Below are 12,428 nucleotides of genomic sequence, written 5' to 3' on the forward strand. Positions count from 1 at the left end.
CCGCATATGGATTTCACCGGCCATAGGCGAATGCCCTTTTGCCAACGTTTCAGCCCCTGACCTTGAAAGAATAAAATCCAATATGGCAGAAAAAAATCTCAGCCCACGCTCAATACAATATGCATTGGCTACTGTGCGACAGGTATATAATGTTGCCAAGAAGCAAGACATATTTAAAGGCGATAATCCAGTCAAAAAAATTAAAATGCCCAAGATGGATAACCGGCGAACACGCTTCCTGTCAGAAGATGAAGCTGAACAACTACTTGAAATACTAAAAGACAAACATGCTCTACTATACATTATCGCGCTTGTTTCTCTATATGGCGGCCTGCGGGCAGGAGAGATTATCAACCTAGAGTGGAAGGATCTGAACTTTGCTGAAAGCATGATCCTGATCAGAGACTCAAAAAATGGATTTTCGCGTCATGCATTCATGACTAAGCAGGTTAAAAAAGAACTTAGAGACCTAAGAAAGCGGACAGAAGCAGTTCAAAAGCCAATATTCAGCGCCAAAGAGGGCAAGAAAATCAATGAAGTCTCACGCTCTTTTAACGAAGCAGTAAACGAACTCGGACTAAATGTCGGCATTGATGACCGCAGGCAAAAAGTAGTTTTCCATACCCTACGCCACACCTTCGCAAGCTGGCTGGTTCAACGGGGAACTCCACTCTACACGGTAGCGAAACTCATGGGCCACTCGACTCTGGCAATGACGGAGCGGTATGCACACCTTGCGCCGGACAATTTAAGAGCTGCGATGGCTGTGTTAGAGAATTAATGTCCCTCGGCGCCCCTTGACAAAACGTTGCGCAGTGCGCAACATACTAATGAAGAGCAATGATCAAAACATTTAAGCACAAAGGTCTGGAAAAATTTTACCGCACCGGCTCAATAGCCGGAATACAGGCCAAGCATTCCAAGCGGCTCAGAATCCAGCTTTCGGTCATTGATACGGCTCAGGAAGTAGAGGACGTAAACCTTCCCGGATTCCGGCTGCACAAGCTCAAAGGAAGCCGTGCGGATCTATGGTCCATAACCGTCAATGGTAATTGGCGGCTGACCTTTGAATACCGCGATGGGAATGCTTACATTTTAAACTACGAGGATTACCACTAATGACTATGTACAATCCCCCACACCCCGGTGAGCTTATCAGCTCCGTGTATATGGCAGAGTACACTCTCAGCTGCCGCAAGCTTGCAAAGATGCTCGGGGTTGCTCCCTCCACCCTCACACGTGTTCTGAATGGCAAGAGTGCGGTATCACCTGAAATGTCCCTGCGTCTTTCAAAGGTTCTCGGACGTACCCCTGAAAGCTGGCTGGCTATGCAGGCCAACTATGACCTTGGCAAGGTTCGCAGCAAGGTTGATTTGTCCGGAGTTACTCCTGTTGGGACGGATTGTCCGGTGGTGTAGTTATTTCACTTCTATTTCTAAGCTGCCTATCCGGCAGTAAACTTTGCAAAATCAAGGCTCATTGCTTGCTCCTTTTTCTAAGCTGCCTATCCGGCAGTGAACCAGATATCGAGCTCGTACGTACCCGTATCTCTTTTCTAAGCTGCCTATCCGGCAGTGAACTCCATTCGACACGATAGCCGGCACGACGCAAACTTTCTAAGCTGCCTATCCGGCAGTGAACCTTTTGGAAGTTAATTATTTCACTTCCAAACTTTTCTAAGCTGCCTATCCGGCAGTGAACTATCATCCCAAGTAAGCAGGCGTATTTCGCTTTTTCTAAGCTGCCTATCCGGCAGTGAACTTTCAAGAAGGTTTATTGCGTCTATTTTCATATTTCTAAGCTGCCTATCCGGCAGTGAACAAGTCGGCTTACGAGTTAGTAGGTCAGACATTTTTCTAAGCTGCCTATCCGGCAGTGAACCTCGCAGGAGCGAACGAAGAGAAGCGGGACCGTTTCTAAGCTGCCTATCCGGCAGTGAACCTCCCGTATCAGGGCTTAACAAACTCAGTTTATTTCTAAGCTGCCTATCCGGCAGTGAACGGTTTTATATTTCAAATATCACTGAGGCGCATTTTCTAAGCTGCCTATCCGGCAGTGAACATAAACCATTTGCTAAATGAAAAACTATTTTTTTTCTAAGCTGCCTATCCGGCAGTGAACATCAAAGTGAATTGTGTGGAGTTAGATTGGGTTTTCTAAGCTGCCTATCCGGCAGTGAACGGAGGCATATGTCCAAGTTTAAGAGCTTTCATTTTCTAAGCTGCCTATCCGGCAGTGAACATATACATTCCCGAAGTCTGTCGATGCTACGTTTTCTAAGCTGCCTATCCGGCAGTGAACGGTGGTTCTGTTATCCCCGGTGCAACTGATGGTTTCTAAGCTGCCTATCCGGCAGTGAACACTACTACGTCCTGCCCTATTTGCCATTTCACTTTCTAAGCTGCCTATCCGGCAGTGAACGTAAAGCCTGAACACCTATTGAACATTGCCAATTTCTAAGCTGCCTATCCGGCAGTGAACACTGCTATCCCGGTTGTTGCTAATGCAAGCAATTTCTAAGCTGCCTATCCGGCAGTGAACGTCAACCCACGAAGCACCCATTCTAACTTGATTTTCTAAGCTGCCTATCCGGCAGTGAACTTCACCAAATATGCCGAAATTACCAACCGAAATTTCTAAGCTGCCTATCCGGCAGTGAACAGTGGAACACTCTGTCCTGCACTCAAGATTGGTTTCTAAGCTGCCTATCCGGCAGTGAACTTGTATGACCAGCTTATTATTGACATGATAGTATTTCTAAGCTGCCTATCCGGCAGTGAACAAAAAGGTTTGAAAAATGCTTTAGATCATTCGTTTCTAAGCTGCCTACCCGGCAGTGAACACTCCCCGCGAATTGAGCTGGTGTCCTATCGGTTTCTAAGCTGCCTGCCCGGCAGTGAACACTCCCCGCGAATTGAGCTGGTGTCCTATCGGTTTCTAAGCTGCCTGCCCGGCAGTGAACTGCGTTGGCCAGAAAGTGTGAGAGTTGAAAGCTTTCTAAGCTGCCTATCCGGCAGTGAACGTTCACAGTAAGTCCGCTGATACATGGACAATTTTCTAAGCTGCCTATCCGGCAGTGAACATGTAAAGGATTTCAACGCCTGATTTTTCAGCTTTCTAAGCTGCCTATCCGGCAGTGAACGCTAGAAGTTCGGTTGTTTTAATTTCTATGTCTTTCTAAGCTGCCTATCCGGCAGTGAACCCTCGTCCCCCAAATTAAAGCAGAAGCCGGGATTTCTAAGCTGCCTATCCGGCAGTGAACAATTTGAAAATAAATCTCTTGTGCCGATACACTTTCTAAGCTGCCTATCCGGCAGTGAACATACCGCGCTGCCTGCTGGTGTACTTATCAAGTTTCTAAGCTGCCCATCCGGCAGTGAACTCTTAAGCCTACGATTGAAGCCCATTTCTTTTTTTTCTAAGCTGCCTATCCGGCAGTGAACGAACAGTTGGTACGATAGCCGAGGACGCTACATTTCTAAGCTGCCTATCCGGCAGTGAACATAATGGACTACAGCGCAGTCAGTTTCCAGTGTTTCTAAGCTGCCTATCCGGCAGTGAACGGTAAAATTTATTTAACACTGTGGGGTTAATATTTTCTAAGCTGCCTATCCGGCAGTGAAAAAGATTAAAACCAAGGGACTGTTGCCGTTTTGCTTAAACCGAAAAAATCAAATTTGCCATGAACGGGAACACTTGAGGTCTCACCAAATTGAATATAGCGGCGATGCTTATGTCCATTCGATTCGCTCTCCAGCTCAAAATATGGGTTAGCTATTCCCTTGCTAAACATTTTGGCTTTATATTCTTTAATTTGATCACCACTAATAGACTCACGCCTTATTAGGCGATTTAATTTTGATCGTGTCATATTAGCTTGTTTTCGTGAGATTACTCTATATTGACAGTTTTCAGGAATAATGGACACGGCACTGATATCGCAGTACCCAACCAATCCGCCAATCCAGTCGAGTTTTTGCAAATCGTTTAAGGAAGCAATGGCACCATGAATCCTCAGTTCTCTGCCTAATTTTAGGCGATAAGAAGGAAAACTAACTCCAATACCATCCGATTTTAGGGAAAATAAAGCTTTATGTAATTTTGTATAAACTTTGTTCATCAACACATTTTCACGCATTTCAGCATCAGGCTTAATTGTTATATTAAAATAATGGTCCATTTCCTCTCCTTAAGCTTTAATCTTAGTCACGTACGCTAAGCCTTTCTTACCTAAATAAAAGGATGATACGCCTGCATTTTCAATCAATTGTGCAATTTCTTGCCCTTGCTTTCTATCGACATCAATTTTAATTTCAAGCGTCCCAGATGCTTTAGTCATTAATTTTCTGGTTTTACCTTCGCCCTTTATGAATTCCTCACAATAATAAGGGTTGCCCCATATTTTTTTCTTTTCTCCTGTTGTATAGCGGCTCATAAAGTCTTTTTTAGTGAAACCATTCTTAGAAATACCGCCTATTCCTCCTGCTTTCGTTTTGGCAGAATCAGTATCATAGATACCACTAAGCCTCTCTAGCTGAAGATAAAGAGCGGAACAATAAAGGCTTCTAGGGATAACCAGTCCTTTTGCATTCACTCCTTTAAAATCAGGAAAGTTTTTTTGGAGAATTTCAAAAGCGGTTTGAATGCTCCCTTCTTTTTCTATCGCTTTTAGCTTGTCAAAACTTTCAATTCTTTCAGCGATAGATAAAGGGTCCATTGTTAAAGTTTGGTTTATTTTGGAGTTGTTAATTATAAACTCACAAAGATTTGGAAGTTCTAAAAACAGCACTCCCCAAAATTCTTTTGAATAATCAGATTGGAAAATAGGATCATTCGTTTTTACCATTCCTGTATAAGAATTTTGGTCAGTGCTTCCCGTGATATTACGAATATAGGTCATTTCGTTGGTGATAGAACTCGGCGTATCCACAAAACTTATTTGGTCTTCAATATTATTAAAGTAGTAAGATTCACTCTGCCGTGATTGATATAACTTTTTTTGGTCGCCAATCAGCCTATTTAATACTCCCATGACAGTATCAATGGTAACTTCACGTTTTATGAAATTATCAGGCTTTTTTAAATTCGTCATCGAACCTACAAACTTACGTCCCTCTTTAGGTAAAGGCTCATTATTACTGCCGTCTAAAAAAGAATTTCTCCATGAAGATTCATATTTTAGGATTATTTTCATAACTACCTCTTACTTCGCAGTAAAATACGTAGCAAAAGCAGTTTCAGGAGAAGTTGAAATTGAACTAATATCTCGCTTAATGCGCATCATTTTATTGCTATCATTGTAATCGACAACAACTTCATCCACATACATATAGGATTTAGCTTGTCTGATTGATAATTCTGAAATTAAATTGATGGTATACTCAACCAAAGCTTTAACTGCATCGTTATTAAGCAAAATTCCATTTTCGCCTTCATTGAAAATAGTTCCGACACGTACATAATTTTTGTGGAATGTTGCTACAGGTTTTAAATCAGGATTAAGGCTTTGAATAAAGTCTTGCACAGCCTTTGCTACTTCTTCACCTTGCCCTTCTTTTATTTCCATTGCTTCTCGATCAAATTTTTTATCGAGTGAAATGAACTGTAGCTGTTCGATACTTAGTGATCCATAAGATATATATTTTGTGTCACCGAAAGTGGTTTTTGAGTAAAAAGACGAACTATCCCGTTCGCCTGCTTGTCCAAACTGTTCAAAGTTGCCATTACCTAGTTGATCAACAAAATCTTCCAGTAGCAACGGACTGGTGCGTTTATTTTGACTTGCAGGTACGACAAAACCACGAATTAAACCTGTAGCTGAAGCTATAATCTTTTGTAAATTTGATTTTTTTGCATAATGTAAATCAAAAGCTTGTGACCTAAACAGATGATGGCGAACGCAATTTTGGCTGATATAAAGTGGCGTTTCTTGAAAATTAATATCGGTAGGCTCTTTCCGGTATTTGTAGCCTGTATCTTTTACCTTTCCAGATAGATTTGAGTACCCTCTTAATTTTGGGAGAGTATGGTTATCAACGGTTGTACCTTTTTCTTGTGCTAAGCTTGTTGGCCCGTTCCAGTTTACAACTCCGTGCCCTAGTGCCGTTATTTTAAAATCGATACTTTTAATTCCAATTACTTTTTCCATTCTTCCTCCTCATAAATTGTTATTATTTATTTTTGCTAGTGGCATGGAGCCAATAACTTGATTGCTACCAATTACATAATAAGTAGCATTTTCTTCTGGGATTTTTTCGCCTAATTTTTCAGACAAATCCTTCGGGGTGTAACTCAGGAAAATTGGTGATTCTGGATCAACTGCTGCATTCTCTAGAATTTGTTTTCTTAAGTTCATTTTGCTTGCTGGTATTTTATTCGCTGGGCTATTTTTATCAACTCGGCCATGTTTTTTTGCCATATAGCCTAGTAAACCAGTATTGCGAATAGTGTCGAGGGATTCGGTATAGCAGTTTGAAAAATCGACATCACTGTGTTGCCAAGTCATTGCATAGTCGTTAGCAAACTCTGTATTTTCTTTGTTTTTTATATTTAGTATAGCCATCTGCACGAATCTGCTATCGCCTCGCAGTGAAGATTTCTTAATTTTTTTTCTATCGCTAGCTTTTTTGTTTTTTATAAAACGAACAGGATCATGCACTTTCGCCTTTATTGTCTTTACACTGTTTTTTAGTGCTGCAATAAGGTCTTGCTCTACAGCCTGCTTCCCTTTTTGGGATTGATAAAAATCTTGATAAAGGTGGTATATTTGACCAATTGTATACGTTTTATCTGTCAGTTTTGATTGCAAATAATCAAACCAAGCATAAGCACTATAATAACTATTCAAGGTATTTAGAAAGTGAGCGCAATTGCTTTTCACTTTGCCCTTAGAGGTAATAATCTCAGATGGTGTAGCTGTTAAAAAAATATTTACACTAGTGTTTTCTCCAAACCTGTCGAGCCGTCCTAGCCTTTGCAGCCAATTTTCAGCTGTAGTAAATTCAGTCACCATATGATCACAAGTGATATTAAGTGAGGCCTGTACAATAGGCCCACTTCTTAAAATAGAATATTGCCTATTACCAGAGTGTTTAAAACTTTGATAAACTTCTTCAAATAGCATCTGTTTGTCTGAAACTTTAAATTTTCCATGAAATAACAATCCATTCTCATCATCTTGATGTTCAATAAAAGCTTGCTGAGCTACTGTGGCTGTGTTGCTGATAACAATGCTATTTTTAGGCTGGAGACTAAACAAAGGATTGCTTTCGTCCTTTAACTTTTCGTCAAAATCTTTAAATTTTAGTTGATATTGGCTGCCATTAGAACTTTCAAAAGCTATGAAATCTTCAGAATCTAAATCTAATATGTTTTCAACAAAGTAAGGATTTGGAGTTGCTGAAACGAGTAATGTGTTGGCATTTGCTCCCATGAGCTTTTTTGATTGGATTAATTCAGAAAATAATAAATTAAAACCAGCCATTGGGACATATTCGTGATATTCGTCAAAGACTACATGACTAGCCATAAAATCGATTAATGCCGTCACCTTCGTGTGTGTGGTGATGTTATTAATGACTTGGTCTATTGTTGTTAATATTATATCTCCTGAGAATTCTTCTCCCTCTTTTGTTGCAACAGATTTGCCGTTATTATTTGTATATTTAAATTCGCCAGTCAGCATTTCTATTTTTGCTTTAGGCAAATATTCTTCACTGGTTAAATCTTGATACAAACCTTCACAAACTTGCACACGAGGGCAAACCCAGATTATTTTTTTAGCTTTTCCTAACTTTGCCCATTCTAATGCTATTTTTGTTTTACCACAGCCAGCAGGGCCATTTAAGACAGCAACTTCCCCAATTTCCAACAAGTCTTTTGCTGCTTTTGTCTGTCTTCTATTTCTATCACTATCTGGATAATCTTCTTCAAAACGAGTCAAGCAAGTGGAGATATGCTTGCCGAGTTCACCATTTGTTTTCAAAAAATTAGCAGCCAGTTCAAATAATTTACCATTATTTATGTAGCTTTCTAGCTGGTCAGCAGTAAGTGCTGAAACAGTTCTGTCAGCACTTATCACGCATGCACGAACAATATTCGCCTTTGAATTCAGCAAAACTTGATCGACATATTCATCCAAATCATCTTCAAGGTCATACTGCTTGTATTCAGGTAAATTTATTTTTTTAAATTCATATGCGATTTCTGTGTCAAAAATGCCGTGTATGCAGGACCAATCGATGTGAGGATTTTCTGCATATTTCTCATCTGTTTTTTTGATCTGCTCTAGCTGCATGCAAGCATACTTGAGGATCTCGGTCATTCCTTTATCTTTATAAGCAGACTTAATTTTTTTATGAATATGACCTAATGTTGTATATTCTTCTTTTCGAATAGGTTTGGCATGATGCCAGTATACTGCGTGTTCAATGAATTCATTTTGCTTTTTATTGCTTAGAACTTTCGACAAATTCAAAAAATTTATTATCCATAGTGAAATTTCATTATGTCGTGGATGTTTTTCAAATGAAAATTTTTCCTCATCTACTATATGAAATCCATCTTCTGGCAGACTATCGTTTTTGTTTGCTGACGTACCTATCTGAGTATTGAGCCAAGTCTGAAATTGAGGATCAACTTTGCCTAAATCGTGTAAGCAACCTGCTAAAAAAGCGGATAGTTTTAATTTTTCATCCGCTCCAATAAAAGTTTCTATTAATTGTGCTGCAACATAACCGACAGCAAAAAGGTGATGGGATAAAAGTTGTTTTTGTGAATTTGCATATATTTCCCCACTCATAATTTTATATTATCCATTTTACTGCCTAATAATTTTTTTCAAAATCAATGAGCATTCTTAAGTGTTTTGATATTCAATTAACTTATTATTAAAAAAGCTCTTTACTTCTTAAACGGTATTTAAAGAGATTAATTATTGTTCTAACCATTTTCACTTACTGGGCAAATGCATGAGAGAAAGTGTGTGTCCATGGACAAACTTAACCGCTTTGATCTGCGTATTGCGAAATTTGCTTTTTAGGTCTTTAAGCCAACCTGTACACTGGTTTGATTCAACAAAATTATTTTCCATGGCTTTGCTCTCTCTTTTCTATATTGCACTGCCACCTCTCACAGTTATTCGCCAACTAATATGCCTGTACTACTCGAAAGTCGAGCGTCGTACTTAAGGTGATGTCCAGCATTGAGCCGCAGGCGAATAAGTTCTTCTCCCACAGGGAGCAGGGCGTAAGGTCGTCCACTTTAAAAAAGTGGGCCCACCTTACCTGTCCTGCCTTCAAAGCTTAAATTATTATACAGGATTAATGGTTATTTTTAGATAATTTGCGATGCTCACTGTTAAATATCAGAAAATCATCTTTAATCGTCTATAATATCGTTTAGTGTCTGAAAGTATCACATAGTATCCTAATATTTCACATGCTAACAGTCTAATACTTTTGACTTTAAAATGATTAATCTGTTAGTTTTAGTGATCTTATTATGGCTAGTAAATCAGAGTACAAAAGGAGGATAGAGTGCGAAAAAAATATGATGCAAGAGTTGAAGTGATAGCTTCGTTGTCAGTGATTAGAGAATTGACCAAGAAGGGGTATTCGAAAAAAGCAATTTATAAAAAATTAAAAAATGATGAGTTGCTGACGATAAGCTACGTTCATTTTTGCCGCTTTGATTTGGATGGCAATCTTCCCAGACAGCCGAAGAAGTCTACTTTTAACTTTCAAAACAATGAGGGTAAAAAGTTGGAACTTAAATCTGCTAATCCTATAATATCTTCCTTCATATAGCCTAGGCACACGGAGTGAAAAATGTCCGTCTGAGGCTGGTTATGCGGTACGAGGGGGGTCTCGGAAAAGTGTAACTTTTGTAAGGCATTACGCGTTTAGAGCTTAACTGACTGAAATAAAAAGAAATAATATATTTTTTAAAGGTAATAAAAGTGTAATAATATGTAATTTAAAATGTAATGATCTGTCTTTTCAAATGGTTGTGTTTTTAAGAAATGTAATCTCAAAGTGTAATATGTATTACAGAAAATTACACTTTTTATTACACTTAGATGATGATTTTAGTTTAGCAATTTTAGTGTCTTATATCTATAACTGCAATTAATTACATTTGTTACAGTTTTCCGATCCCCTCTGGCAAATATTTTTTTATTCAAAATATATTAGATCTTAAAAAGCCAGCATCTAACTGTTTTGTTTGTTATTTTGCTAGTCATGGCCTTAGATTTTTCAAGCAACTTATGTTTTTTTGAGTGCGGGAGAAGTTGTTTTAATACTTTGAGGTCAGGAATTTCCTGTCCATTGTCTCTGCATTGTTGAACGAAATGATTTAGATTGATGGCGTAATAGGCAGGGTTGCTACTATGGTTTAAGGCTTCTCTTTCCATGTTTCGTGTTTCTGAATTCAAATATCTGAAAGTCTCCCAAAATTGTTCCACTAAAGGATGGTCTGCTAAAAGACGTTTCTCTCGCAGAATTGCTCTTTGTAGGATGTATAGTTTGAGGTTTTCAAGTTTTTCTGAACTGATGGCGGGGAAAATTGTTTGCAAAGCATATCCACAAGCCGCGACTTGTGCATGATTTTTAGCTATCCGTTCATTTTTTAATGATGCTGAAAAAGCGGTTTCTATTTTTTTAAAACTCTCAAAATACGTGTTTAGAATTTTTGCTTCATTTATAAGAGCTGTTTTCAGAAAACCGCTTACTTCCTCGCAGGAAATCTTTTCAAAATATCGCGCAAGTTCACGAGATCCGGAATCGTAATGCGTTTTGTCGGCATGGCAATGCACAATCCGCTGTAAAAGGGCTTCACTGCCGTCTACTTCAGCATTTTGAGAGATGATTAGGGTAGCCTGAAACAGGGACTCTTCCACGTCATTATTGCGTTTGGGAACACCTAGTGTGCCTGTTCCTCTACCGTTGTAGAAGGGCTTGCATTCGTCAAAGTTGAATTGTTTTTGTTTGCTGTCTTTACCGCCGTGTTTCACGGTCTGACTCAATGATGACAATAGGCATATTTGATACCTGATTAAATGCTCTGCGTCGGCCTGCTATTGTGGATTTCATCACGTCAAATCCTTCATAATCTTCTCGTCCTAACAGTTTCCAGCAAAATTCGAGCATGGTTGATTTGCCTGATCCCGGATCTCCTGTAAGCTCAAAAAAAGGAAAAGATTTTTGCTCTTTCCGTATTTGATGTGCGAAGAGTGATCCTATCCAGAAAGCAAGAAGAGCAAGGCCTTGCCAATGAAATGTTTTCAAAAATTTATCAAACCAGTCAGGGGTGAATTTCCCATCTGTTATTATTTTGATAGATTTCAGGCCGGGACGGACAAGATCTTTTCCCACTCTATAAAAACTATTTTCGTCTAGTTTAATTTCCTTACCTTTATAAAAAGCTGCTGCCGGATAAATGTAAGCTTGGGATTCATTGTCATACCCAATATAGGGGATAGATCGGACGGTAGGGAGTTCATTTTGAAGCCAATGCTTTGTAAGAATTCGCATGTCGGCAGGAGTTCCGCTGAAAGTCCCTCCAGCAGTTCTATTTAACAAGGCTTTGTGGAAGGCATCCGCTGTTGCGATATTCGAACCTTCAAGGCGTACAATTTCAGGTTTTTTGTTGGTGGATTGTATTTTGAAAACATACCATTGCTCACCGAGCAATTCATCCACTTCACGGTAAAGACATTGTGGATCTCGATTGCAGATTTCCATTACAGTACAGTTGCTGATAAAGACTGGAAAGCTATTTTTGTCCTCAAGCGGAGTGCCGGTTAAATCTTCAGTCAATTGTGCAATATCAATGCAGACGCTAAAAAGTCTGTTTTTGAAAGTAATGACAAAGCGTTTAGCCGAATTTTTACAATACTTATGGTAGGTATACTCTTCTACCGTTTTAGCCATGAGCAGCTTGCCACGGTGCTTGCAGTCCTCCATAAATTTTTTATTAATTTTGTTTGCTCTAAGCAAATCATCCCAATCCTGACCTTTGGGCAAGATATATATTTCGTGCTTTTCTCCAAGGTTGAGGAGCTTTTTAGCATGTTTTAAAGTATACTCAATCCCTGCCCTATCTCCATCTAAAGCAAGAATCCATGTGAGTTTTTTACTTCTTTGCTGCTGGATGAATGCTTCGGGAAAGTGATTACAGCTAAAAGCTGCGACCGCTTTATATTTGCGATGATACAATGCTATGGCATGAAAGATTCCTTCCACAATAAATATTTTATCACCCGCATTGATAGGCATATCTGGCGGTGACCAAACATCCCCTTTGTAAATAGAACCGTCAGCTTTTCGTTTTCCTCCAAAATTTGCTTTTTGTCCGTCTTTTGAAGTTTTATCTATGAGTCTTTCCCAATATCTGGTGCGGTTTTTATCCAGATAAAATCGCACAGT

The 12,428-nt window shown here is 39.2% G+C and carries 10 protein-coding genes and 1 CRISPR repeat array; of the genes, 4 read left to right on the top strand and 6 right to left on the bottom strand.

The window, feature by feature from the left end:
- The 3 genes from BLT41_RS16015 to BLT41_RS16025 form a co-directional block, all read left to right on the top strand.
- The coding region (locus BLT41_RS16015; RefSeq protein WP_211477668.1) for a tyrosine-type recombinase/integrase at positions 1-781 on the top strand (781 nt) is incomplete at its 5' end.
- Positions 782-840: 59 nt separating this feature from the next.
- A complete protein-coding gene (locus BLT41_RS16020; protein ID WP_092162943.1) occupies positions 841-1,119 on the top strand; it encodes a type II toxin-antitoxin system RelE/ParE family toxin in 279 nt (92 codons plus the stop codon).
- Entirely contained in the window at positions 1,119-1,418 is a 300-nt protein-coding gene (locus BLT41_RS16025) for a HigA family addiction module antitoxin (protein WP_092162944.1), read from the top strand. The genes BLT41_RS16020 and BLT41_RS16025 overlap by 1 nt, the downstream gene beginning before the upstream one ends.
- A gap of 14 nt (positions 1,419-1,432) precedes the next feature.
- A CRISPR array of direct repeats spans positions 1,433-3,624; the repeat unit is 28 nt; unit sequence TTTCTAAGCTGCCTATCCGGCAGTGAAC.
- A 4-nt stretch (positions 3,625-3,628) separates the two neighbouring features.
- Here BLT41_RS16025 and cas6f read toward each other — a convergent pair.
- The 4 genes from cas6f to BLT41_RS16045 are packed head-to-tail and all read right to left on the bottom strand — an operon-like array spanning position 3,629 to position 8,800.
- Positions 3,629-4,180, bottom strand: coding sequence for a type I-F CRISPR-associated endoribonuclease Cas6/Csy4 (cas6f, locus tag BLT41_RS16030; RefSeq protein WP_092162945.1), 552 nt, complete (start codon positions 4,178-4,180; stop codon positions 3,629-3,631).
- Between the two features lie 9 nt (positions 4,181-4,189).
- On the bottom strand, positions 4,190-5,194 hold the full coding sequence (gene cas5fv, locus BLT41_RS16035; RefSeq protein WP_092162957.1) for a type I-Fv CRISPR-associated protein Cas5fv: 1,005 nt from the start codon (positions 5,192-5,194) through the stop codon (positions 4,190-4,192).
- A gap of 9 nt (positions 5,195-5,203) precedes the next feature.
- Complete coding sequence (cas7fv, locus tag BLT41_RS16040) at positions 5,204-6,148, bottom strand: type I-Fv CRISPR-associated protein Cas7fv (protein WP_092162958.1); 945 nt, start codon at positions 6,146-6,148, stop codon at positions 5,204-5,206.
- 9 nt (positions 6,149-6,157) lie between these two features.
- Entirely contained in the window at positions 6,158-8,800 is a 2,643-nt protein-coding gene (locus BLT41_RS16045; RefSeq protein WP_092162959.1) for a CRISPR-associated endonuclease Cas3'', read from the bottom strand.
- Between the two features lie 736 nt (positions 8,801-9,536).
- Between BLT41_RS16045 and BLT41_RS16050 the strand changes: the two genes are divergently transcribed.
- On the top strand, positions 9,537-9,806 hold the full coding sequence (locus tag BLT41_RS16050) for a hypothetical protein (RefSeq protein WP_092162960.1): 270 nt from the start codon (positions 9,537-9,539) through the stop codon (positions 9,804-9,806).
- Between the two features lie 383 nt (positions 9,807-10,189).
- Here the strand turns inward: BLT41_RS16050 and BLT41_RS16055 are convergent, their stop codons facing one another.
- Complete coding sequence (locus BLT41_RS16055) at positions 10,190-11,014, bottom strand: hypothetical protein (protein ID WP_092162961.1); 825 nt, start codon at positions 11,012-11,014, stop codon at positions 10,190-10,192.
- Positions 10,998-12,428 (bottom strand): toprim domain-containing protein (locus BLT41_RS16060; RefSeq protein WP_139167363.1); only part of this gene is annotated, 1,431 nt, incomplete at its 5' end. The genes BLT41_RS16055 and BLT41_RS16060, both read right to left, overlap by 17 nt.

Origin of the sequence: Maridesulfovibrio ferrireducens, from assembly GCF_900101105.1 — a bacterium.
GTDB lineage: Bacteria > Desulfobacterota > Desulfovibrionia > Desulfovibrionales > Desulfovibrionaceae > Maridesulfovibrio > Maridesulfovibrio ferrireducens.

Excerpts from the sequence above, each read along its gene's own strand:
- BLT41_RS16020 (WP_092162943.1), top strand. The coding sequence starts at position 841 with ATGATCAAAACATTTAAGCACAAAGGTCTGGAAAAATTTTACCGCACC.
- BLT41_RS16025 (WP_092162944.1), top strand. The coding sequence starts at position 1,119 with ATGACTATGTACAATCCCCCACACCCCGGTGAGCTTATCAGCTCCGTG.
- cas6f (WP_092162945.1), bottom strand. The coding sequence starts at position 4,180 with ATGGACCATTATTTTAATATAACAATTAAGCCTGATGCTGAAATGCGT.
- cas5fv (WP_092162957.1), bottom strand. The coding sequence starts at position 5,194 with ATGAAAATAATCCTAAAATATGAATCTTCATGGAGAAATTCTTTTTTA.
- cas7fv (WP_092162958.1), bottom strand. The coding sequence starts at position 6,148 with ATGGAAAAAGTAATTGGAATTAAAAGTATCGATTTTAAAATAACGGCA.
- BLT41_RS16045 (WP_092162959.1), bottom strand. The coding sequence starts at position 8,800 with ATGAGTGGGGAAATATATGCAAATTCACAAAAACAACTTTTATCCCAT.